Raw genomic sequence first — 21671 nt, 5'->3', positions numbered from 1 at the left:
CGACAAGTTGGTGGCGAGGCAGGCCATGCGATAGAAGGTATGCCACAGCCCTATGCAACGGCCACGGTGGCCAGGCTGGTGGAAGTCGCAAACAAGGTGCAATTTACGGTGGACCGGACCACCTTGTTGCGCGTCGTAAATGCAGAGAGGGGAAATAAGTCACGCAAGGGTACGTGGCTTTAAGGTAGCGCAGAAACGAAAAAGCCCTAGAACATCACTGTTCTAGGGCTATCGTCTGGTGCGGCTGGCAGGAATTGAACCCACGACCCCTTGGTTCGTAGCCAAGTACTCTATCCAACTGAGCTACAGCCGCCAAGCTTTAAATTATAGCGTAGTTATTAAACCCAAAACGGTGAAATCAGCCAGGCAAATGAATTTTCGTTGAAAGAAGCCGTGTTGACGGCTCAACAAAAACTCAACAGTCGCTGCATGCCTCTGTCCATGCTTGCGCTTCATGAAGGCAGTTTGTTGATTACATGAAGTTACCCGTGCTGAATGAAGGGCTTGCGCCAGATCAAAAGGTGCTGGTTAAGTGACTCACAAAATGGACTCACTGCATCAAGATTTTCCTGAATTTTCAAACCCTTAAAGGAAATTACCAGTGAGCCAAAAATCATCCCGTCCGTTTTCTTCTCAAACCCAGCTTGAGGGTACGTCGCCAGTTCTGAACTTCTGGTCAGACCTTGTCCGGGAACAATATGCGACAGCCATGGGAGCGGCCTGCACATGGTTTCGCAGCAGAGAAACCCTGCACCAGGCCCGGCAGCAAGCAACCCATCAGGCCCTGATGATTCACGAGGCGGCGGCACAAAAGCTGTGCGCTGCAAATGGCCCTGTCGATCTGCCAGGCATTCACTCAGACCTGATGAATTTTTATTGGGAAAACCCGATTCAATACTGGCAGCAAGTGGCCACAACGAGTATGCAGACGCAGATGGAAATGATGGCCCAGATGAACCACATGTTCATTGGCAAGACCAAGGACCGCATGGAACGGGCTTTAAGCAACTTTCCGGCAGCCTTGCCTGAAAGCGAGGAAGCTTTCAAGGGAAAAACCGGCAACCCCACCCGACAGCCCATCTCCCGTATCGCATCCGGTAAAGCCATACCCCCAATGAATGGCCACCTACCTGCGGGACATGAGCGCCCACCTGCGGCGGCACAAGCTCTTGAGTAGCCAATTTTTCAATCTGCGAATGAAAACCGGCTATCGCGCTTACCACACCTGCATATACAGCTATATTATTAATAGCATAAAAAATCTTGCGCATTCATGACGCTTCAACGAATTCTCCTGGTTCAGGGGCATCCGGATATGTCCCAGCCCCACCTGTGCCATGGTTTGGCCGATGCCTATGCCCTTGGTGCGCAACATACCGGCCATCTGGTGCGCAGGACCAACGTGGCCGAACTTGATTTCCCCCTGCTGCGCAGCCAGCAGGCATGGGAAGAAGGTTCGCTGCCAGCAGGCTTGCAACAGGCCCAGGCAGACATCCGCTGGGCGGAACATATCGTTTTGTTCTTTCCACTCTGGCTGGGCGACATGCCAGCCCTGCTCAAGGGTTTTCTGGAGCAGATAGCACGGCCGGGCTTTGCCTTTGAACGCGAGGGCAGCAATGCGGCCTTCACGAAAAAAGCCCTGACAGGCCGATCAGCCCGGGTTGTCGTCACCATGGGCATGCCCGCCCTGCTCTACCGCTGGTATTTCCGGGCGCACGGCATCAAGTCGCTGGAGCGCAATATTCTTGGCTTCGTTGGGATCAAGCCGGTCCATGAGACGCTGATAGGCATGACTGCCAGCCTCAACGAGGCAGACGCCGGGAAATGGCTGAAGAAATTGCAGCGAATGGGCGAACAGGCCCAGTGAAGGGCAAACCATGGATTGCGCCTCAATTCAAGCCCGTCTTGAAAGCTCGCGTCAAACCCTCGACATCAACAAGCCGAATGTGGCGCTTGTCCACTTCAAGCAGACGCAACTGCTGAAAGGTGGAAAAGGTGCGGCTGACGGTTTCCAGCGTCATACCGAGGTAGCTGCCGATCTCGGCACGCGACATCCGCAAGTGAAATTCGGTGGCCGAATAGCCGCGTACTTTGAGGCGGTGCGACAAATTGAGCAAAAAAGCGGCCAGCCGTTCTTCGGCGTTCATGCTTCCGAGCAGGGTCATCAAGCTGTGCTCGCGCAAAATCTCACGGCTCATGATTCGTGCAAACACCTGTTGCAGTCCGGCGTTGCCTGCCGCCAGTTCAGTCAACTGGGCATAGGGAATGGCACAGACCTCGGCATCCTCCAGTGCAATGGCACTGCTGGCATGGGTTCCATAAGCCACTCCGTCCAGACCCATGATTTCTCCGGTCATGCAAAATCCGTTGACCTGCTCTCTGCCGTCCGCCAGCATCAGCTTGGATTTGAAGGTGCCGCTGCGCACGGCATAGAAGAACTGAAAACGGTCGCCTTCACGGTAAAGGGTCTGCCCTGTCTTGACCTTGCGCCTGCCGAACCTGAATTCGTCCAGACGCTGCACATCGCTCACGGCGATTCCGCAAGGCAGGCACAACTCCCCCAGATGGCAACTGGAGCAGCGCATCTTGAGGGGATTGATCGGTGGTACGGAGGTGACTGTCTGCTGCCGAACGCGAGGTTCCGGGGGAGAGGTTAAAGCTTCAAGAACGGCAGACATGATGAACACTCCTTTTTTATTCAAACTCTGAAATTTCAATAATCGGTATGCTGCGAGGCGTTGAACACCGCTTGCGCGAGTTGGTCGAACTCATGGGTCTTGTCAAGAAAACCATCGGCCCCGGCACCCAGATAGCGTTTGCGATAACCCGGATCCGAGCTATTGCTGAAGACGACAAAGGCGATGTCTGGTGCTGCGTGGCGAATTGCCCGCAATACCTGCAGACCCGACCCGCCTTCGAGTTGAACGTCCAGCACCACGACGTCGGGATACACAGCAAGAATGCCCTCAATCGAGTCCTGCGGCGTTTCGGCCTGGCCGACGATCGTCATCGCGCTGGCGCCGAGCATTGAAGCGACGCGCTCCCGTATCAGGGACGAGTCATCTGCAATGAAAACCCTTACAGAGATAGAGATGTCTTTTTGATCCATCTCTGTAATGTGCTGCTCATCAATACCGCACGCCATGCGTGTTGCCTGACAGCCAGCGTCAGAAATGTCTGGATAAGTCAATGGCCTGCACCGATCACGCCTAAGCCTATCCCGAAAAAGCAGCATGCAGGAGGGACTTTCGCCCGGACCCGACTGAAGCTTGCCTGAATGAAGGTTCAAAAGCATTTACGGCTCCAGAGGTTCGGTAACGCCATGCTTGATGGCATAGCGAATCAGTTCACTCTGGTTTTGCAGGTTCATTTTCTGCATGAGGTTGGCTTTGTGGGTGCTGATGGTTTTGGCCGAAAGATTCAGCCGCCCTGCAATATCCGTGACGGACATGCCTATGGCGATCAAACGGAAGACCTCGAATTCCCGGTCCGTCAGTTTTTCGTGCGCTGCGGCGCTTGAACCCAGCATCGAGCCCAGAGCCAACTGTTCGGCAACGCCAGTGCTGATGAAAGCGCCCCCCGCAGCAATCTTGCGCAACACCTGCATCAGCTGCATCGGCGCGCTTTCCTTGGTCAGGTAGCCGCTGGCACCGCACTTGATCGAGCGAACGGCGTATTGGAGTTCTTCATGCATGCTGAGCACAAGGATGCGAAGCCTGGGTTTTTCGCATCGCACCATCTTGATCAACTCCATGCCACTGCGCCCTGGCATGGACAGATCAAGCACCAGAACATCAAAATCTGATTCACGCACCTGCTGCATGACTTCTGTTCCGTTTGCAGCTTCTCCCACCACCGTCATGTCCTCCGCCAAAGTGACAATGCGCTTGAGCCCTTCCCTGACGATGGCATGGTCGTCCGCGATCACGATCCTGATCATCCGCAGGCTCCCATGGGGTCCAGGGGAATGCTGACCTCAATGCAGGTACCCTGCCCGGGTGTGCTGCGGATAGCGACACATCCACCGAGCAGTTGCGCGCGCTCGCGCAAACCCATGAGCCCCAACGATTGCGGCTTGCGTTCTGCAGTGGAAAAGAATCCACAACCATCGTCCTGCACCACCAGTTTTACCGTATCCAGCGTCTGGTCCAAAGTCACCACCACTTGCGAGGCAGCGGCATGTTTGGCAATATTATTCAGTGACTCCTGAACGATCCGGAACACAGCAGTCGCATAAGGTTCCGGCAGTTCCAAGCCCAGTCCCCCGTTGATCGACAGCCTGCAGGGAATACCGCAGCGCTGCATAAAGCTGCTTGCGAGCCATTCGATGGCCGGCGCCAAGCCCAGGTCATCGAGCAGCAGCGGCCGCAAATCGGCGGCCATGCGGCGTGTCGCGGCAACCGTCCGGTCAAGCATTTCCACCATGTCGGTCAGCTTTGCAGCAACCATTGCAGGCCAGGCGTCTGCCTGGTCGCGAACCCAGATAGCATCCATCTTCAATGCCGTCAGCGACTGTGCAAGCTCATCGTGCAGTTCACGGGCCAGGCGGGATTTTTCTTCCTCACGGATGGCGTTGGCTGCCACGGCGAAGGCGCGGCGCTCCTCCAAGAGCCGTGCCGCTTCGGTGAGTCCCACCGCCCCGTCAACCGCAAATGCTTGCGCTGAAGGCTGCAGGCCACAAATCTGGCGACATGCCGCCCGGCCCCCGACTCTCGTTAATGCTTTTGATTTCACGTCAAAATTAAAACGATTCTTCATAAATTCCCCTGAAGGATTTCACATTTGCATGCCTGGCTTCAGATCATTCGCGGCTGTTCTGAAGCGCTTCTGAACGCTTCGCTGATAGAAGAACCGGGAGTGATGCATATCTTTCCATCAACCTGTTCATGCAATGTTTTGACCTTACGGCAAATGAGTGCGCAGATAGATGAATGGGAGACCTTATCTACAAACAGTTATCGCCGTTACAGAGTGTTCTACCCAGTTCAACTGGTTTTTGAAACAAGAACTGACTCCAGTTCTTGTTGACTTCAGCAACACCTTCAACCATGCTTCGGCAAGCAAGCCCATTGCATGTCTTGACATGAATCAATACCGGCAGGCAGCGACACGCTTACGCTAAAAATTTAGTATCTAGATTGGAGAATCCATCATGTACCAGCGAATTCTTGTAGCGACTGACGGCTCTGATCTTTCAAGGACCGCTGTGAACAGTGCCATTGAACTGGCGGCGGCCATAGGTGCGGAACTGGTAGCGCTGTATGTCGTGCCGCGCTACCCTGTCAGCTATTTTGAAGGCGGCATCACGATTTCGGTTGAGGATATTGCCCGTACCGAAAAGCAGTGGAACGACAAGGGCCAGGCTGTAGTGGACTCGGTACGGCAGGAAGCCGAAGCCCGGGGCGTCAAGGCCCAGGCGGTTGTTTCGCAGTCTGACCTGGTCGCGGAATCCATCATGGCTACCGCCAAAAAACACAATTGCGACCTCGTCGTCATGGCGTCGCATGGCCGAAAAGGCATCAAACGGGTGCTGCTAGGCAGTGAAACCCAGCATGTACTGACACACAGCACCGTGCCTGTGCTGGTGCTGCGCTAACGCTATACCTGTCCGCTCATCAAACTAAAAAGGGCACCTTGCAGGTGCCCTTTTTGCTGAATGCGTAACCCTGCCGCGTTCAGATCGGAAGCGGATTGCGCAGGCGGATATGCAACTCGCGCAACTGTTTCTCATCCACCGGACTCGGCGCATGGGTCAGCAGGCATTGCGCGCGCTGGGTCTTGGGGAAGGCAATCACGTCGCGGATCGACTCGGCGCCGGTCATCATGGTCACGATGCGGTCCAGGCCAAAGGCCAGACCACCGTGCGGCGGCGCGCCATACTGCAGCGCATCGAGCAGGAAGCCGAACTTCAGCTGGGCCTCTTCCGGGCCAATGTTCAGCGCACTGAACACCTTGCTTTGCACGTCGGCGCGATGGATACGCACCGAGCCGCCGCCCAGTTCCCAGCCGTTGAGCACCATGTCATAGGCCTTGGCGATGCAGCGCCCCGGGTCGGTGTCCATCCAGTCTTCATGGCCGTCTTTCGGGGCTGTGAAGGGGTGATGCACCGCGCTCCAGCGCTTGCCGTCTTCGTCATATTCGAACATCGGGAAATCAACCACCCACAGCGGCTTCCAGCCCTTGGTGAACAAACCGGACTTTTTGCCGAAGACGCTGTGGCCGACCTTCAAGCGCAAGGCCCCGATGCTGTCGTTGACCACCTTGGACTTGTCGGCGCCAAAGAAAAGGATGTCGCCGTTTTGCGCACCGGTGCGCTTGAGGATTTCAGCCACCGCCGCATCGTGAATGTTCTTGACGATGGGGCTTTGCAAGCCTTCACGGCCCTTGCTAACGTCGTTGACCTTGATCCAGGCCAGGCCCTTGGCGCCGTAAATCTTGACGAATTCGGTGTAGGCATCAATTTCGCTGCGGCTGATTTCAGCGCCGCCGGGCACGCGCAGGGCCACCACGCGGCCACCGGGAGTAGTCGCCGGCGCGCTGAAGACCTTGAAGTCCACATCGGCCATCACATCGGTCAGTTCAGTGAATTCGAGGTTGACGCGCAAATCGGGCTTGTCCGAGCCGTAGCGGTGCATCGCATCGGCATAGGCCATGACCGGAAATTCGCCCAGGTCGGTGTTCAGCACCGTCTTGAACATGTTGCTGATCATGCCCTGGAACATGTCGCGGATTTCCTGCTCGCCCATGAAGGATGTTTCAATATCGATCTGCGTGAATTCGGGCTGGCGGTCGGCGCGCAGGTCTTCGTCGCGAAAGCACTTGGTGATCTGGTAGTAGCGGTCAAAACCGGCCACCATCAGCAACTGCTTGAACAGCTGCGGGCTTTGCGGCAGGGCGAAAAACTGGCCTTCGTTGACACGGCTGGGCACCAGGTAATCACGCGCGCCTTCGGGCGTGCTCTTGGTCAGCATGGGGGTTTCGATGTCGATGAAACCGTTGGCATCGAGGAACTTGCGCGTTTCCATCGCCACGCGGTAGCGCAGCATCAGGTTGTTCTGCATGTAGGGGCGGCGCAGGTCCAGCACCCGGTGCGTCAGGCGCGTGGTTTCCGACAGGTTGTCGTCGTCGAGCTGAAACGGTGGCGTGACGCTGGCATTCAGCACGATCAGCTCATGGCACAGCACCTCGACCTGGCCGCTTTTCAGGCTGGCGTTGGCCGTGCCTTCAGGACGGGCGCGCACAATGCCCTTGACCTGAACGCAGAACTCGTTGCGCACGTCTTCGGCGATGCCGAACATCTCGGCCCGGTCCGGGTCGCACACCACCTGCACATAACCTTCGCGGTCGCGCAGGTCGATGAAGATCACGCCGCCATGGTCGCGCCGGCGGTTGACCCAGCCGCACAGGCTGACCGTCTGGCCCATCAGGCTCTCGGTCACCAGACCGCAATAGTTGGAACGCATTTGAGCGACTTGTGTATCAGCGATAGCCATAAAAAATACTCGAAAATTGTCAGCGCTGCTGCGCTGTTTACAGGGGGGGATTCAGCGGTGGGGTGGGACGTGCCACGGGAACCACCACGCCCATGGAGATCACGTAGGTCAGTGCCTCATCGACACTCATCTTCAACTCAATGCATTCAGTTTTCTTGAGCATGACGAAATAGCCGCCCGTGGGATTGGGCGTTGTCGGAACATAGACGCTGAGGTAGTCAGCCGGTAGGTGGTTGACCACATCGCCGCCCGGAAAGCCCGTGAGGAAACCAATGGTCCAGACACCCTCGCGCGGCCATTGCACCAGCAATGCCTTGCGAAAGGCATTGCCGTTCTCGGAAAACAACGTATCGGAAACCTGCTTCACGCTTGAATAAATCGACCGGACAATCGGAATCCGGCGCAGCAGGGCATTGCCGACCAGGAGCAGCTTCTTGCCCAGAAAGTTGCTGGCAAGCGCGCCTATCACCAACACGATGCCAAGCGTCAGCAGCACGCCAAAACCGGGAAGATGAAAACCCAGCAGCCGGTCGGGGTGCCAGGCAACGGGAAGTATCTGCAGGGTCTGGTCCAGCGTTCCCACAATCCAGTTGAGCACTGCCAGGGTGATGGCCACGGGCACCAGCACCAGAAGACCTGCCAGCAGCCACCGGCGAATCGAGCTCATCATGAGGATTTGGTGGAAGCGTCGCCGCTGGTGCTCTTGCTGCTGGACGGTGCTGCAGCTGGCGCAGGGCTTGCTGCGGTCGAGGCGCCTGCCGACGCGGAAGTGGTGTCGGTGGACTTGCTTGCGGCCGGTGCAGCTGTCGGGGTATCGGCCGACTTGGCGGCTGGCGCGGCGTTGTTGCCGCCGCGAAAATCAGTCACATACCAGCCCGAACCCTTGAGCTGAAAACCAGCGGCGGTCAACTGCTTCTTGAAGCTGGATACGCCGCATTGCGGGCATACCGACAAGGGTGTATCCGACATTTTTTGCAGGACGTCCTTGGCAAATCCGCAGGATTCGCATTTGTAAGCATAGATAGGCATGGTGCTTGGGCTCGTTTTCCGGGAGTTTGCCGACTGCAAAGGCCAGGCGGCGCAAAGCTTTCAATTATAGGGCTTGCCCTGCGAAAGGCCTGGCAGCGCAACGGCGTTGCAACCCAGGCATGGCAAGCCTCAAAACAGCCGGATGCGCAGGACGATCTGCATGAAAATCAGCCCCAGGACAAAACCCAGGCCGCCATAGATCAGGCTTTGCAGCAGCTTGTTGGTGCGCTTTTGTTCTGCCAGCAATTCGCTCAGGTGGCTAGGACTTGCCGGCGGGCCGGCCTTCAGGTACTGCGCCATCAGGCGCGGCAGCATGGGCAGCAGCTTGGCATAAGAAGGTGCTTCCGCCTTCAGCTGGGCCAGCAGTTTTTCAGGGCCGACCTGCTCCAGCATCCAGCGCTCCAGAAAAGGTTTGGCCGTGCTCCAGAGATCCAGGTCGGGGTCCAACTCGCGCCCCAGGCCTTCAATATTGAGCAGCGTTTTCTGCAGCAGCACCAGTTGTGGCTGGATTTCCACCTGAAAGCGGCGCGAGGTCTGGAACAGCCGCATCAGCACCATTCCCAGCGACAGATCCTTGAGCGGGCGGTCGAACATCGGCTCGCAGCAGGCGCGAATCGCGGACTCCAGCTCATCGACGCGAGTCGCCGGAGGAACCCAGCCCGACTCGATGTGCAACTCGGCCACGCGCTTGTAGTCGCGCTGGAAAAACGCGCTGAAGTTTTGCGCCAGGTATTCCTTGTCCACCTCGGTCAGCGTTCCCACGATTCCGAAATCGAGCAAAATATAGCGCCCGAAGGTTTCCGGCGCCAGGCTGACCTGGAGGTTTCCCGGATGCATGTCGGCATGAAAGAAGCCGTCGCGAAACACCTGGGTAAAGAAGATGGTGACGCCATCGCGCGACAGTTTCTTCATGTCCACGCCGGCATCGCGCAGGCGCTGGGTCTGGCCAATGGGCACCCCGTGCATGCGCTGCATCACCATCACATCGGGCATGCAGTATTCCCAGTACATTTCCGGGATCATCACCAGGTCAAGGCTTTTCATGTTGCGGCGCAGCTGTGCCGCATTGGACGCCTCGCGCAGCAAATCAAGTTCGTCATGAAGGTATTTGTCGAACTCGGCCACCACCTCGCGCGGCTTCAGGCGCTTGCCATCGCTTGACGCGCGCTCAACCCAGCCCGCCATCATGCGCATCAGCGCCAGATCCTTCCTGAAAGCGGCCACCATGTTGGGCCGCAGCACCTTGACGGCGACCTCGCGGCCACCGGGCAGTGTGGCAAAGTGAACCTGGGCAATGGAAGCGCTGGCCACGGGCGTTTGCTCAAAGCTTTCAAAGATGCGGTCCAGCGGCCGGCCAAAGGACTTTTCAATGATCGCCACAGCCACGGCAGACGGAAATGGCGGCACCCGGTCCTGCAGACGCGCCAGCTCATCGGCAATATCGGGCGGCAGCAAGTCGCGGCGGGTGGACAGAACCTGGCCAAACTTGACAAAAATCGGACCCAGATGTTCGAGCGCCTGCCGAAGGCGTTCACCCCTGGGAGCCTTCAGGTTGCGCCCGACCGACACGATGCGCGTCAGCAGGCGAATCCACGGTTTTTCAAAACTGGACAGCACCAACTCGTCCAGACCAAACCGCAATACGGTCCAGACAATGAAAATCCCCCTGAAAATCCGGCTCATGCAGACGCCTTGGGCGGGATTGGGACTCCCGCGCCTGTCGCGTCATTCATCTCGACTTCGTCAGGATGCGACTGCATTGCCGTTGCATCCCGCACGGGACTGGCTTGAGAAGCTGGGGCGACCGGTGCCACGGAAGCTTGCGTGGGCTCTGGCGGTGCTGCTGCCGCCTGCGCTGACGGGGACAGCGGCCCCTTGGCCAGAAACTGTATCAAGCCTGACGCCAGCCGCCTGCCGGCATCGGCCAGCGCATGGGCTGGTGCATCCCCGATCAGGCGGGACAAATCTTCTTCGGCATCCCAGCGCAGGTTTTCAGCCAGCCAGCCAATGTCGGCAGCCAGTTGTACATCGCCCTCGATCTTGACCGGAGGCGCCTTGCCTGCCAGCGCCGCCTGCACAACGGCCAGCGGCGACTCGGCAGCCACTGACAGGACAAGATCAGGTTTGGAAAAAGCAGGAGCGCGATCCGCAAGACCGGCGGGAGTTACTAGCAAATCAATAGCAAACATGCCCCACCGCAAATGCACAACACGGCCTTTTTGACGTAAAAGGCGCTCCTGGGCCTGCTTTTCCTGCAGGAGGACATGGTTGAGAAACAGCACCAGCCGCTGCTGCCCTTCATCGACCACCCAGGCGGGAGGCTGAAAACGGGTGGCGATGGATTCCAGAAAAGAAAAAGGGGACGTGTTATTCATACGTCCCCGATTTTGCAGGATAAAAGGCCGTCCGAACCCAATGCCCTTGCGTTGGCCTTTAGCCGCTTATTTATTTTTCCGTGGCAAAGCTCACTGCAGGGCCTGGACGCCCGCCACCAGCCATCCGCTGCCGCCGCTACGGGGCTTGGTCATGTTCCAGACTTCGCGAAACGGGCTGGCGCCGGATGAAGCGTCTTCCTTGATCATGCCGGAGAACTCGACGCTGGCCATGTACACGTCGCTCATTTCCTCAATACCCAGCAACTGGGCATTGAGCATCACGACTTCGGTCTTGTTGCTCACGCCGCCGGTATGGGTTTCGCGGTCTGCCAGCTGCGTCTTGATCTGCTCCAGCATGTCATCCGTCATCATGGAGCGCAGGTTCTGGATGTCCGAACGGTCCCAGGCATCCTGCAAGGTCACGAAATTGGCCTTGCAGGCCTTGAGGAAGCCATCAGCATCAAAGCCGGCAGGCACGCCCCAGGATTGCGAACCGGACAAACCGGAGCCAATCATGGACCCGCCAGCGGCAGGGGCCGCAGCCGTACCCATGTTGTCAAACAGCGTTGTGTTGCGCTCCCAGGGACGCGCTGAAGCGTCGTTGCCCACGTTGGATGGACTGTAGCTTCGGGGTATCGAGGCCTCGGCAGCATTGCCTGCGCCCTGGAAGGCGAAAGGCGGCTGCGAGCGGGTCGCGCCCGGTGCGCTGGCACCACGGCCCTTGAGCTTGCGCATGACGAAACCAATCACCACCATCACCACCAGCGCCAGCAAGGCAAACATGATGATCTGGCTGAAAGCGCCACCCAGGCCCAGCGACGAAGCCAGCCAGGCCAGACCCAGGCCAGCGGCCAGGCCACCCAGCATGGCGCCCCACGGCTTTTTCGGTGCCGCAGCAGCAGCGGCACCGGGCGCGGCCGGGGAATTGGTCGCATTGTTGGCCGGCGCCTGACGCTGCGTCACATTGGACGACTGCTTGCCAATGGAACCACCGCCGCCCATGCGCTTGGCATCGGCTACCGTGCCGGACAAAAGAAGGGTTACCGCAAACACCGCGGAAAGAATGACCTGCCAAATTTTCATTTTGTCTCCTTGAATCAAACCAAATAAAACTGATCACGGCATGAAGCCGAAAAATCTGTCAACACTTGATTCCAACATGCAATGCCACCACCCCGCCTGACATGTTGTGGTAATCCACATGACCAAAGCCAGTATTTTTCATAAGGGTTTTGAGTTCTTCCTGGCTTGGATGCATGCGGATCGACTCGGCCAGGTACTGGTAGCTGGCATCGTCGTTGGCCACCAGCTTGCCTATTTTTGGCAAGACCTTGAACGAATACCAGTCATAAATTTTTTCGAGCGGCTTGGCCACCTTGGAAAACTCCAGCACCAGCAACTTGCCGCCAGGCTTGAGCACGCGGTTCATTTCCCGCAGGGCCACGTCCTTGTGGGTCATGTTGCGCAGGCCGAAAGCCACCGTGACGACATCAAAACTGGCATCGGCAAAAGGCAGTTTTTCGGCATCGCAGACCAGTGTCGGCAAGCATACACCCGCGTCCAGCAGGCGGTTGCGCCCTTCCCTGAGCATGGCTTCATTGATGTCGGTATGCACCACGCGGCCGGTGGCGCCCACCTTGGGCGCGAACGCCAGCGCCAGGTCGCCCGTTCCGCCCGCGATGTCCAGCACCTGCTGGCCTTCCCTGACGTTGGCGACCAGCACGGTATAGGCCTTCCAGGCACGGTGCAGGCCCATCGACATCAGGTCGTTCATCACGTCGTATTTGGGAGCGACGGAGTCGAACACGCTGCGCACGCGGCGCGCCTTGTCCTGCTCATCGACCGATTCAAAACCAAAATGGGTAGTAGTCATAAAGTCAATTTCAGTGAGTGCTGCAGCCATGTCCGCCTGCGGCCACCATGGGCGCATCGCGCTCCACACCGGCCGCCTGCAGCCGGCGGTGGTAATCGTCCCAGAGCCGGCTTTGGTCGGCGCCCAGGTGGTACAGATAGTCCCAGGTGAACAGTCCGCTTTCGTGGCCGTCTGAAAACACCGGCTTGACCGCATAGTTGCCAATCGGCTCCAGTTCCACCACATTGACCTCGCGCTTGCCGGTCTGCAAGACTTCCTGCCCCGGTCCGTGGCCCTGCACTTCTGCCGAAGGCGAATAGATACGCATCAATTCAAACGGGATTTTGAATTGCGCGCCGTCTGAAAAGGCAATTTCGAGAATGCGCGACTGGCTGTGAACCGTCAGCGCCGTGGGGGTCGGCGACCCGGCTTGAAGACCTGCCATGAGGATGCCTCGCTTTTTTGAAAATAGGTGGGAGCGCTTCAAAGCGCCATTTTTTCGGCAATCAGCCGGTTGATCTCACTGCACCGCGACGCGACAGCAGCCACCTGCGCCTCATCAACCGGGCGCTGCGGCACACTCCAGACCGGCGCCGGAAAGTGGCTGTCCCAGTCGAAACGAGCAATCACATGCCAGTGCAGATGCGGCACCATGTTGCCCAGTGCGGCCAGGTTGATCTTGGCGGGCCGCAGTTCACTGCGCAGCACCTGCTCGACCCGCGCGACGGCATGCATGCAAATCTGTCGCTCAGTCGCCGAAAGGTCGGAAAATTCGGCCACATGCCGGTTCCAGACCACGCGGTAAAACGCCGGGAAACCGGCTTCATCCGCCTGGATGATGCGCAAGTCGTGATTGCGAAACACCAGCAAACCGCCATCGGCTTCGCACAGCGGGCAAGCGTGTTCATTCATGGCTAGACCAGCACCCGCTCGATGCCGCCGTGGTTGGCCGCCGCCACATACTCAGGCAGCCATTCCTTGCCCAAAATCTGGTTCGCCATCTCGACCACGATGTAATCGGCCTCTAACAGGCCGTTTTGCAGGTCGTTGCCGTAGCGGGTCAGGCCCTGCAGGCAGCTCGGGCAACTGGTCAAAATCTTCACATTGCCCGTTTCGGAAACGGCCCCGGAAGCGCGCAACTGGGCTTCGCCCTTGCGGATTTCCTCTTCCTTGCGAAAGCGCACCTGCGTCGAGATGTCCGGCCGGGTCACGCCCAGCGTGCCCGACTCGCCGCAGCAGCGCTCGCTTTTGAGGACGTTGTCGCCAATCAGCGCCTTGACGGTTTTCATCGAGTCGCCCAGCTTCATCGGGTTGTGGCAGGGCTCGTGGTACAGGAAACCGGGCTGGTTCGCCGGCAAGGTGATGCCTTTTTCGAGCAGGTATTCGTGGATGTCGATGATGCGGCTGCCGGGGAATATCTTGTCGAACTGGTAGCCCTGCAGCTGGTCGTAGCAGGTGCCGCAACTGACCACCACCGTCTTGATGTCGAGGTAGTTCAGCGTGTTGGCGACCCGGTGGAACAGCACCCGGTTGTCGGTGATCATCTTCTCGGCCTTGTCAAAGTCACCGCTGCCGCGCTGCGGATAGCCGCAGCACAGGTAGCCCGGCGGCAGCACGGTCTGGACGCCCGCGTGCCAGAGCATGGCCTGCGTGGCCAGTCCGACCTGGCTGAACAGCCGCTCGGAGCCGCAGCCCGGGAAGTAAAACACCGCCTCGGTTTCGGCCGTGGTGGCTTTCGGGTTGCGGATGATCGGGACGTAGTCCTTGTCCTCGATGTCCAGCAAGGCGCGCGCGGTTTTCTTGGGCAGGCCGCCGGGCATCTTCTTGTTGATGAAGTGGATGATCTGTTCCTTGACTGGCGCCTTGCCCACGGTCGCTGGCGGCAGCGCGGTCTGCTTTTTGGTCACGCTGCGCAGCACGTCATTGGCCAGGCGCTGGGCCTTGAAGCCGACATCAACCATGGCCGTGCGCATCACCTTGATGGTTTGCGGATTCGTCGCGTTCAAAAAGAACATCGCCGCCGCATTGCCGGGACGGAACGACTTCTGGCCCATCTTGCGCAGCAGGTTGCGCATGTTCATCGACACCTCGCCGAAGTCGATATCGACCGGGCACGGGTTCAGGCACTTGTGGCAGACCGTGCAGTGGTCGGCCACGTCCTCGAATTCCTCCCAGTGCTTCAGGCTGATGCCGCGCCGGGTCTGCTCCTCGTACAAAAAGGCCTCGACCAGCAGCGAAGTCGCCAAGATCTTGTTGCGCGGGCTGTACAGCAGGTTGGCGCGCGGCACATGCGTGGCGCACACCGGCTTGCACTTGCCGCAGCGCAGGCAGTCCTTGACGCTGTCGGCAATCGCGCCGATGTCGCTTTGCTGCATGATCAGCGACTCGTGGCCCATCAGCCCGAAGCTGGGTGTGTAGGCATTGGTCAAATCAGCCGTTAGCGCAGGTCCAGCATGCACAAGGTGCTCCTGATTGCGAAGCAGCTTGCCCTTGTTGAAGCGCCCTTCGGGATCGACCCTGGCCTTGTAGTCGGTGAAGGGCTGCAACTCCGCGTCGGTCAGAAATTCGAGCTTGGTGATGCCGATGCCGTGTTCGCCCGAGATCACGCCGTCGAGCGAGCGCGCCAGCACCATGATGCGCGCCACGGCCCCATGGGCGGCTTGCAGCATCTCGTAGTCGTCGCTGTTGACCGGCAGGTTGGTATGCACGTTGCCGTCGCCCGCGTGCATGTGCAGCGCGGCCCAGACCCGGCCCTTGAGCACGCGCTTGTGGATCGCGCTGCACTCCTCCAGGATCGGCTTGAATGCGCCGCCGCTGAAAATCGCCTGCAGCGGCGCGCGTATCTGGGTTTTCCAGCTCGCGCGCAGCGTGTGGTCCTGCAGTTGCGGGAACAGCGTGGCCACGTCCTGCAGCCAGCCGGACCACAGCTTGCGCACGTCGGCCACCAGCGCCACGGCCTGCCCAACCCGGTCTTCCATCAGCTCGGCCGAAGGAATCTCGCTGGCGTCCTCGGCCTTGCCCAGCGGCAGGTTGCCCTTGCGGAAAAATGCGTCCAGTTCGTCGCACAGCTTGATCTTGTTCGAGAGGCTCAGCTCGATGTTGATTTGCTCGATGCCGTCGGTGTATTCGGCCATGCGCGGCAGCGGAATCACCACGTCTTCATTGATCTTGAAGGCGTTGGTGTGGCGCGAGATGGCCGCCGTTTTCTTGCGGTCCAGCCAGAATTTCTTGCGCGCCTCCGGGCTGATGGCAATGAAGCCTTCGCCGCTGCGCGAGTTGGCGATGCGCACCACTTCGCTGGTGGCGCGGGCCACCACATCGGCGTCGTCGCCGGCAATGTCGCCGATCAAGACCATTTTCGGCACGCCCGTCGCGCCCTTGCCGTCGCCGCCGCGCTTGGACTTGGTGGCGTAACCGACAGCGCGCAAATAGCGGTCGTCCAGATGCTCCAGCCCGGCGAGAATCGCGCCGCCGCGCTTTTGCTCGGCGAACATGAAATCCTTGATCTCGACAATGCTCGGCACGGCATCCTTGGCGTTGCCGAAGAACTCCATGCACACGGTGCGCGTGTGCGCCGGCATGCGGTGAACGATCCAGCGCGCGCTGGTGATCAGACCGTCGCAGCCTTCCTTCTGGATGCCCGGCAGGCCGCTGAGGAACTTGTCGGTCACGTCCTTGCCCAGGCCTTCCTTGCGGAAGGTCTTGCCCGGAATGTCGAGCCGCTCGGTGCGGATCGGCGTCTTGCCGTCGGCTTCAAAGTAATTCAGGTCAAAGCTAGCCATCTCGGCGTCGTGGATCTTGCCCAGGTTGTGGCCCACGCGCGTGACCTCCAGCCACTGCGCATCGGGCGTCACCATGCGCCACGAGGCCAGGTTATCCAGCGCCGTGCCCCAGAGCACAGCCTTCTTGCCGCCGGCGTTCATGGCGATGTTGCCGCCAATGCACGACGCTTCGGCCGATGTCGGATCGACCGCGAACACGAAGCCGCCGCGCTCGGCCGCATCGGCCACGCGCTGCGTCACCACGCCCGCCTCGGTCCAGACGGTCGCCACCGGCCGGTCCAGGCCAGGCAGCGAGACCATCTCGACTTCCGTCATGGCTTCGAGCTTTTCGGTGTTGATGACCGCCGACTTCCAGGTCAGCGGAATCGCCCCGCCCGTGTAGCCGGTGCCGCCGCCGCGCGGAACAATCGTCAGGCCGAGTTCGATGCAGGCCTTGACCAGCCCGGCCATCTCGGTTTCCGTATCCGGGGTCAGCACCACGAACGGGTATTCGACGCGCCAGTCGGTCGCATCAGTCACATGCGAGACGCGCGACAGGCCGTCGAACTTGATGTTGTCCTTGCGCGTGAGCTTGTGCAGCTTGCGTTCGGTTTGCTGGCGCAGGCCGGCGACTTCCTCGAACGAAGCGGAAAAGCGGCCGACAGCTGCTTGGGCGCCCTGCATCAGCTCGCCGACGATGGCGTCTCGCTCGCTGTCCACATGGGGCGTGCGGCGCTTTTCAATTTCTCCCAGGCGGTGCTGCAGCGCTTCGACCAGCAGCTTGCGCCGCTTGGGGTTGTCCAGCAAATCGTCCTGCAGATACGGGTTGCGCTGCACCACCCAGATGTCGCCCAGCACTTCGTAGAGCATGCGCGCCGAGCGGCCGGTATGGCGTTCGCCGCGCAGCAGGTTGAGCAAGTCCCAGGCGCGGCTGCCCAGCAGGCGAATCACCACTTCCCGGTCGGAAAACGAGGTGTAGTTGTAGGGAATCTCGCGGATGCGGGGTTCGGCATGCTTTGCGCCGTCGGCGAAAACATTCAATTCTTGGAGGGTAGTAGGTGCGTTCATCGTGGAATTTCAGCGGCTTCGGACCCACGTCCAGCGCTGTAGCCCGATATTATCGCAGCGCACCTTTTGCGGGCGCCCGGCCAGAATGACCCCATGCAAGCCCGCTTGCCTTGCGGCTGGCTGGAAGTCGCGCCCGCCGTTTTCTTGATGCAGGTCAAGCATTCGGTCGGGATTTATTCCGGAAAAGCCTTGCGCTATCTTTTCCAGCCACCCTGCTGAAACCACTGGCTGGCCGCCATGGCCCCCACCAGAACGACATAAGTCAGCATCTTGCCATCGTGGCCCAGCAGCACCAGGCCAGCGACGAGCACACCCGAACCAACTATGAAATTGATAGCTGCCTGCGCATACCAGGCATGCGCAAATTGGCGATTTGATCCAAAAAATCCAGAAAAAAGACGTGCCAGCACGACCAGCAGCAAGGCGATCAGCGCGGCAGGCGCCAGCAGGTTGAGCAAGTGGTTGACGAGCAGGTAAGCGGTCATGTCGGCAAGTCAATCGTCGAGGAAAAGCGCCAAAAGCAGCGAATATAAATGCCCAAAAGGAGATTGTGACTGGGCATTCCGCCATGGCCACTTCAATTTTATAATCTGCGAATGTCAGTCTGGGCCCTGGGGCTAAACCATCACACCGCACCGCTGGATTTGCGCGGGCGCTTCGCGTTCGCCATCGACCAGATCGAGCCGACCCTGCGCGGCCTGCGCGCCTCGCTGGCGCGCCAGCCCGAAGCCACGCTGCTGTCCACCTGCAACCGCACCGAGATCTACTGCGCCGGCGACACCAACGACCTGGACAGCACGATGGAGTGGCTGGCGCACAACGGCGGCGTCTCGCCTTCGCTGCTGCGCGCCCATGCCTACACGCTGCAGGACGACCAGGCCGCGCGCCACGCCTTCCGGGTCGCCAGCGGGCTGGACTCGATGGTGCTGGGCGAGCCGCAAATCCTCGGCCAGATGAAAGACGCGGTGCGCGCCGCCGAAGACGCGGGCGCCATGGGCACCACGCTGCACCAGTTGTTCCAGCGCTCGTTTGCCGTCGCCAAGGAAGTGCGCACCAGCACCGAGATCGGCGCCCACAGCATCAGCATGGCCGCAGCGGCCGTGCGGCTGGCCGGCCAGCTGTTCGAAGACCTGGGAGACATCAAGGTGCTGTTTGTCGGCGCCGGCGAAATGATCGACCTGGCGGCCACCCACTTTGCCGCCAAAAACCCCAAAGCCATGGCGATTGCCAACCGCTCGCTGGACCGTGGCGAAAAGCTCGCCAGCCGCTTCGGCGCCGAGGTCATGCGCCTGGGCGACCTGCCCGGCCGCCTGCATGAATTCGACGCGGTCATCAGTTGCACCGCCAGCACCCTGCCCATCATCGGCCTGGGCGCGGTCGAGCGCGCCCTGAAACGGCGCAAGCACCGGCCGATGTTCATGGTCGATCTGGCCGTGCCGCGCGACATCGAGCCCGAAGTCAAGGAACTGTCCGATATTTACCTCTACACCGTCGATGACCTGGCGCATGTGGTGCAAACCGGCCGGGACAGCCGGCAGGCGGCGGTGGCCGAGGCCGAGGTCATCATCGACGCGGGCGTGCAGAACTTCATGCACTGGCTGGACCAGCGCGGCAGCGTGCCGCTGATCCAGCAACTCAATGCGCAGGCCGATGCCTGGCGCGCCGCCGAAATCGTGCGCGCCAAAAAGCTGCTGGCCAGGGGCGAGTCCATCGAGGAAGTGCTCGAAGCCATGAGCCGTGGCCTGACGCAAAAAATGCTGCACGGCGCGATGGCCGAGCTGCATGCGGGCGATGCCAGCAGCCGCGAAGCCACGGCGCGCACCGTGTCCAAGCTGTTTCTGCGCGGCCAGATGCCCAGGGCGGCGACAGAACGCAAAGAGCGTTAGCGCCACCAAGCCTTCGCTTTACCGCTGCGGCCACTGGCCACGCCCTCCTCCCGGCAAACCGCCGGCAGTTTCTCCGAATTTTTTCTTTGCCCCGCCCATGAAACCCTTTCTTCGCCACACCCTGGACCGCCAGCTCCTGCGCCTGCATGAGCTGGACGCCCTGCTGTCCGCCAGCGACGTGGTCAGCGACCTGGACCGCTTTCGCGCCCTGACCCGCGAACACGCCGAGGCCAGCGTCGTGGCCGAGCAGTACAACCGCCTCACCGCCCGCGAGGCCGACCTGGCCAGCGCCGAAAGCATGCTGGCCGAGGCCAAGAACGACCCGGACATGGCGGAAATGGCCGAAGAGGAAATCAACGCCGCCAAAACCGATATCGCGCAACTCGATGAAGCGCTGCAGCTGATGCTGATTCCGAAAGACCCGGACGACAGGCGGGCGGCCTTCATTGAAATCCGCGCTGGCACGGGCGGCGACGAATCGGCGCTGTTCGCTGGCGACCTGTTTCGCCTCTACACCCGCTTTGCCGAGCGCAAGCGCTGGCAGGTCGAGATCATCAGCGAGTCGCCGAGCGAGCTGGGCGGCTACAAGGAAGTGGTGCTGCGCATCGACGGTCCGACCGATGCCATGGGCGTGGGCGTGTATGGCAAGCTGCGCTTCGAGTCGGGCGGCCACCGCGTGCAGCGCGTGCCGGCGACCGAAACCCAGGGCCGCATCCACACCAGCGCCTGCACCGTGGCCGTGCTGCCGGAGCCCGATGAAACCGTCGCCATCCAGATCAACCCCGCCGACCTGCGCATCGACACCTACCGCGCCAGCGGCGCCGGCGGCCAGCACATCAACAAGACGGATTCGGCCGTGCGCATCACGCACCTTCCGACCGGCATCGTCGCCGAATGCCAGGAGGGCCGCAGCCAGCACGGCAACAAGGCCCAGGCGATGAAGGTGCTGACGGCGCGCATCCATGAAAAAGAACGCTCAGCCCAGGCCGCCAAGGATGCGGCGATGCGCAAGGGCCTGATCGGCAGCGGCGACCGCAGCGACCGCATCCGCACCTACAACTTCCCGCAGGGGCGGCTGACCGACCACCGCATCAACCTGACGCTGTACAAGCTCTTGACCATCATGGAAGGCGACCTGGACGATGTCGTCACGGCGCTGCAGGTGGCGCGCGGCGCCGAGCAATTGAACGAGCTGGAAACGGCGAACAACGGCGGCTGACCGGCCAAAGCGCTGTTTTCTGCATCAAATCGCCATCTTGCGCAGTATCCATAAGCACATATAGCTATTATTTTTATAGCAAATCAAGGCCAGACCGTGAATCCCATCACTTGCGCGCAAGCCCTGGCGGCAGCCCGGCATGCCGGCCTGGACCGGCTCGATGCCCAACTGCTGCTGCTGCACGCGCTGGGCAAACCCGCCAGCGCCCGGTCCTGGCTGCTGGCGCACGACACCGACGCGCTGGCGCAGGAGGTTGCCGAGGCGTTCCGCGCCCTGAGCCTGCGCCGGGCCAGCGGCGAGCCGCTGGCGTACATCGTCGGCGGCAAGGAGTTTTTCGGCCTGGCGCTGCAGGTGGATGCGCGCGTGCTGGTGCCCCGGCCCGATACCGAAACCCTGGTGGAATGGTCGCTGGCCGTGCTGAAAGCTCCGGGCTTGATGCCGCCATTGAAGGTTCTGGACTTGGGCACCGGCAGCGGCGCGATTGCCCTGGCCATTGCGCACAGCCTGAAGGCGACGGGCCGCGAAGCGCAGGTCACGGCGGTCGATGCGAGCGCTGATGCGCTGGATGTCGCCCGTGAAAACGCCCGGCGGCTGGGCCTGGCCGTGGCGTTCATTGAAAGCTCCTGGCTGCAAGGGGTGAACGGACGCTTTCACCTGATCGCCAGCAACCCGCCCTACATTGCCAGCGCCGACCCGCATCTGGCGGCGCTGGCCCATGAACCGCTGCAGGCGCTGACCGCCGGCATGGACGGGCTGGACGACATCCGGGACATCATTCAACAGGCACCAGATCACCTGCTGCCCGGCGGCTGGCTGCTGCTGGAGCATGGCTACGACCAGGCTGGAAGGGTCCGGGAATTGCTGGTACAGCGCGGTTTTCTTCAGGTTCAGGGCCGTCAGGATCTGGCGGGCATCGAGCGCTGCTCGGGCGGGCAATGGCCGCCATGACAGACAATTCCTGTCGGGCACGGGACATCTGTCAGAAAGT

At 60.4% G+C, this 21671-nt stretch carries 21 protein-coding genes and 1 tRNA gene; 6 read left to right on the top strand and 16 right to left on the bottom strand.

Features of this window, described 5'->3' with window-relative positions:
- Nucleotides 1-236: 236 nt before the first annotated feature.
- Nucleotides 237-313: transfer RNA gene (locus PNAP_RS03945), tRNA-Arg, on the bottom strand.
- Nucleotides 314-601: 288 nt separating this feature from the next.
- Here PNAP_RS03945 and PNAP_RS03940 point away from each other — a divergent pair.
- Both PNAP_RS03940 and PNAP_RS03935 read left to right on the top strand, forming a co-directional pair.
- A complete protein-coding gene (locus PNAP_RS03940; protein WP_157040207.1) occupies nucleotides 602-1177 on the top strand; it encodes a phasin family protein in 576 nt (191 codons plus the stop codon).
- A 96-nt stretch (nucleotides 1178-1273) separates the two neighbouring features.
- Nucleotides 1274-1867, top strand: coding sequence for an NAD(P)H-dependent oxidoreductase (locus PNAP_RS03935; RefSeq protein WP_011800207.1), 594 nt, complete (start codon nucleotides 1274-1276; stop codon nucleotides 1865-1867).
- Between the two features lie 22 nt (nucleotides 1868-1889).
- Here PNAP_RS03935 and PNAP_RS03930 read toward each other — a convergent pair whose 3' ends face one another.
- The 4 genes from PNAP_RS03930 to PNAP_RS03915 form a co-directional block, all read right to left on the bottom strand.
- Nucleotides 1890-2678 carry a helix-turn-helix domain-containing protein gene (locus tag PNAP_RS03930; protein WP_011800206.1) on the bottom strand — a complete coding sequence of 263 codons (789 nt, stop codon included), beginning with the start codon at nucleotides 2676-2678 and terminating at the stop codon, nucleotides 1890-1892.
- 35 nt (nucleotides 2679-2713) lie between these two features.
- On the bottom strand, nucleotides 2714-3145 hold the full coding sequence (locus tag PNAP_RS03925) for a response regulator (RefSeq protein ID WP_232290750.1): 432 nt from the start codon (nucleotides 3143-3145) through the stop codon (nucleotides 2714-2716).
- A 150-nt stretch (nucleotides 3146-3295) separates the two neighbouring features.
- Nucleotides 3296-3940, bottom strand: coding sequence for a response regulator (locus PNAP_RS03920; RefSeq protein ID WP_011800204.1), 645 nt, complete (start codon nucleotides 3938-3940; stop codon nucleotides 3296-3298).
- Nucleotides 3937-4758, bottom strand: coding sequence for a sensor histidine kinase (locus PNAP_RS03915; RefSeq protein ID WP_011800203.1), 822 nt, complete (start codon nucleotides 4756-4758; stop codon nucleotides 3937-3939). The genes PNAP_RS03920 and PNAP_RS03915 overlap by 4 nt, the downstream gene beginning before the upstream one ends.
- 394 nt (nucleotides 4759-5152) lie before the next feature.
- On the opposite strand from PNAP_RS03915, the gene PNAP_RS03910 reads away from it, so the two are divergent.
- Nucleotides 5153-5596 carry a universal stress protein gene (locus PNAP_RS03910; RefSeq protein ID WP_011800202.1) on the top strand — a complete coding sequence of 148 codons (444 nt, stop codon included), beginning with the start codon at nucleotides 5153-5155 and terminating at the stop codon, nucleotides 5594-5596.
- 79 nt (nucleotides 5597-5675) lie between these two features.
- Here PNAP_RS03910 and aspS read toward each other — a convergent pair whose 3' ends face one another.
- The 11 genes from aspS to PNAP_RS03855 all read right to left on the bottom strand — a co-directional run bounded on the left by aspS (nucleotide 5676) and on the right by PNAP_RS03855 (nucleotide 18063).
- The gene (aspS, locus tag PNAP_RS03905) at nucleotides 5676-7463 is read right to left on the bottom strand and encodes an aspartate--tRNA ligase (RefSeq protein WP_232290749.1); all 1788 of its coding nucleotides are present in this window, start codon (nucleotides 7461-7463) and stop codon (nucleotides 5676-5678) included.
- Between the two features lie 67 nt (nucleotides 7464-7530).
- Nucleotides 7531-8160, bottom strand: coding sequence for a DUF502 domain-containing protein (locus PNAP_RS03900; RefSeq protein ID WP_041376508.1), 630 nt, complete (start codon nucleotides 8158-8160; stop codon nucleotides 7531-7533).
- A complete protein-coding gene (locus tag PNAP_RS03895; protein WP_011800199.1) occupies nucleotides 8160-8522 on the bottom strand; it encodes an FmdB family zinc ribbon protein in 363 nt (120 codons plus the stop codon). Before PNAP_RS03895 ends, PNAP_RS03900 begins: the two co-directional genes overlap by 1 nt.
- Nucleotides 8523-8651: 129 nt before the next feature.
- Nucleotides 8652-10205: a ubiquinone biosynthesis regulatory protein kinase UbiB gene (gene ubiB, locus PNAP_RS03890; RefSeq protein ID WP_011800198.1), complete on the bottom strand. Its 1554-nt coding sequence runs from the start codon at nucleotides 10203-10205 to the stop codon at nucleotides 8652-8654.
- A complete protein-coding gene (locus tag PNAP_RS03885; RefSeq protein ID WP_011800197.1) occupies nucleotides 10202-10897 on the bottom strand; it encodes a hypothetical protein in 696 nt (231 codons plus the stop codon). The genes ubiB and PNAP_RS03885 overlap by 4 nt, the downstream gene beginning before the upstream one ends.
- 90 nt (nucleotides 10898-10987) lie before the next feature.
- Nucleotides 10988-11980: a Tim44 domain-containing protein gene (locus PNAP_RS03880; protein ID WP_011800196.1), complete on the bottom strand. Its 993-nt coding sequence runs from the start codon at nucleotides 11978-11980 to the stop codon at nucleotides 10988-10990.
- Between the two features lie 58 nt (nucleotides 11981-12038).
- Nucleotides 12039-12770, bottom strand: a complete 732-nt coding sequence (gene ubiE, locus PNAP_RS03875) for a bifunctional demethylmenaquinone methyltransferase/2-methoxy-6-polyprenyl-1,4-benzoquinol methylase UbiE (protein WP_011800195.1) — start codon at nucleotides 12768-12770, stop codon at nucleotides 12039-12041.
- A gap of 10 nt (nucleotides 12771-12780) precedes the next feature.
- Entirely contained in the window at nucleotides 12781-13194 is a 414-nt protein-coding gene (locus PNAP_RS03870) for a gamma-butyrobetaine hydroxylase-like domain-containing protein (RefSeq protein ID WP_011800194.1), read from the bottom strand.
- Between the two features lie 38 nt (nucleotides 13195-13232).
- The gene (locus PNAP_RS03865; protein ID WP_011800193.1) at nucleotides 13233-13661 is read right to left on the bottom strand and encodes an HIT family protein; all 429 of its coding nucleotides are present in this window, start codon (nucleotides 13659-13661) and stop codon (nucleotides 13233-13235) included.
- Between the two features lie 2 nt (nucleotides 13662-13663).
- Nucleotides 13664-17578 (bottom strand): DUF3683 domain-containing protein, encoded by a 3915-nt coding sequence (locus PNAP_RS03860; RefSeq protein WP_041376507.1) that lies wholly within the window; start codon nucleotides 17576-17578, stop codon nucleotides 13664-13666.
- A 194-nt stretch (nucleotides 17579-17772) separates the two neighbouring features.
- Nucleotides 17773-18063 (bottom strand): hypothetical protein, encoded by a 291-nt coding sequence (locus PNAP_RS03855; RefSeq protein ID WP_011800191.1) that lies wholly within the window; start codon nucleotides 18061-18063, stop codon nucleotides 17773-17775.
- A gap of 111 nt (nucleotides 18064-18174) precedes the next feature.
- On the opposite strand from PNAP_RS03855, the gene hemA reads away from it, so the two are divergent.
- From hemA to prmC, 3 genes are all read left to right on the top strand, one after another.
- Nucleotides 18175-19464 carry a glutamyl-tRNA reductase gene (gene hemA, locus PNAP_RS03850; RefSeq protein ID WP_011800190.1) on the top strand — a complete coding sequence of 430 codons (1290 nt, stop codon included), beginning with the start codon at nucleotides 18175-18177 and terminating at the stop codon, nucleotides 19462-19464.
- 97 nt (nucleotides 19465-19561) lie between these two features.
- The gene (prfA, locus tag PNAP_RS03845) at nucleotides 19562-20683 is read left to right on the top strand and encodes a peptide chain release factor 1 (protein WP_011800189.1); all 1122 of its coding nucleotides are present in this window, start codon (nucleotides 19562-19564) and stop codon (nucleotides 20681-20683) included.
- Between the two features lie 96 nt (nucleotides 20684-20779).
- The gene (gene prmC / locus PNAP_RS03840) at nucleotides 20780-21631 is read left to right on the top strand and encodes a peptide chain release factor N(5)-glutamine methyltransferase (RefSeq protein WP_011800188.1); all 852 of its coding nucleotides are present in this window, start codon (nucleotides 20780-20782) and stop codon (nucleotides 21629-21631) included.
- Nucleotides 21632-21671 lie beyond the last annotated feature (40 nt).

Source organism: Polaromonas naphthalenivorans CJ2 (genome assembly GCF_000015505.1).
GTDB classification, from domain to species: Bacteria; Pseudomonadota; Gammaproteobacteria; order Burkholderiales; family Burkholderiaceae_C; genus Polaromonas; species Polaromonas naphthalenivorans.
Note: the sequence above shows the minus strand (reverse complement) of the source record. Positions and strands in the feature narration are given on the sequence as shown.

Excerpts from the sequence above, each read along its gene's own strand:
- ubiB (WP_011800198.1), bottom strand. The coding sequence starts at position 10,205 with ATGAGCCGGATTTTCAGGGGGATTTTCATTGTCTGGACCGTATTGCGG.
- aspS (WP_232290749.1), bottom strand. The coding sequence starts at position 7,463 with ATGCGTTCCAACTATTGCGGTCTGGTGACCGAGAGCCTGATGGGCCAG.
- prfA (WP_011800189.1), top strand. The coding sequence starts at position 19,562 with ATGAAACCCTTTCTTCGCCACACCCTGGACCGCCAGCTCCTGCGCCTG.
- PNAP_RS03930 (WP_011800206.1), bottom strand. The coding sequence starts at position 2,678 with ATGTCTGCCGTTCTTGAAGCTTTAACCTCTCCCCCGGAACCTCGCGTT.
- PNAP_RS03920 (WP_011800204.1), bottom strand. The coding sequence starts at position 3,940 with ATGATCAGGATCGTGATCGCGGACGACCATGCCATCGTCAGGGAAGGG.
- ubiE (WP_011800195.1), bottom strand. The coding sequence starts at position 12,770 with ATGACTACTACCCATTTTGGTTTTGAATCGGTCGATGAGCAGGACAAG.
- PNAP_RS03925 (WP_232290750.1), bottom strand. The coding sequence starts at position 3,145 with ATGGCGTGCGGTATTGATGAGCAGCACATTACAGAGATGGATCAAAAA.
- PNAP_RS03880 (WP_011800196.1), bottom strand. The coding sequence starts at position 11,980 with ATGAAAATTTGGCAGGTCATTCTTTCCGCGGTGTTTGCGGTAACCCTT.
- PNAP_RS03915 (WP_011800203.1), bottom strand. The coding sequence starts at position 4,758 with ATGAAGAATCGTTTTAATTTTGACGTGAAATCAAAAGCATTAACGAGA.
- PNAP_RS03895 (WP_011800199.1), bottom strand. The coding sequence starts at position 8,522 with ATGCCTATCTATGCTTACAAATGCGAATCCTGCGGATTTGCCAAGGAC.
- hemA (WP_011800190.1), top strand. The coding sequence starts at position 18,175 with ATGTCAGTCTGGGCCCTGGGGCTAAACCATCACACCGCACCGCTGGAT.
- PNAP_RS03885 (WP_011800197.1), bottom strand. The coding sequence starts at position 10,897 with ATGAATAACACGTCCCCTTTTTCTTTTCTGGAATCCATCGCCACCCGT.
- PNAP_RS03910 (WP_011800202.1), top strand. The coding sequence starts at position 5,153 with ATGTACCAGCGAATTCTTGTAGCGACTGACGGCTCTGATCTTTCAAGG.
- PNAP_RS03870 (WP_011800194.1), bottom strand. The coding sequence starts at position 13,194 with ATGGCAGGTCTTCAAGCCGGGTCGCCGACCCCCACGGCGCTGACGGTT.
- PNAP_RS03900 (WP_041376508.1), bottom strand. The coding sequence starts at position 8,160 with ATGAGCTCGATTCGCCGGTGGCTGCTGGCAGGTCTTCTGGTGCTGGTG.
- PNAP_RS03935 (WP_011800207.1), top strand. The coding sequence starts at position 1,274 with ATGACGCTTCAACGAATTCTCCTGGTTCAGGGGCATCCGGATATGTCC.
- PNAP_RS03855 (WP_011800191.1), bottom strand. The coding sequence starts at position 18,063 with ATGACCGCTTACCTGCTCGTCAACCACTTGCTCAACCTGCTGGCGCCT.
- PNAP_RS03860 (WP_041376507.1), bottom strand. The coding sequence starts at position 17,578 with ATGAACGCACCTACTACCCTCCAAGAATTGAATGTTTTCGCCGACGGC.
- PNAP_RS03865 (WP_011800193.1), bottom strand. The coding sequence starts at position 13,661 with ATGAATGAACACGCTTGCCCGCTGTGCGAAGCCGATGGCGGTTTGCTG.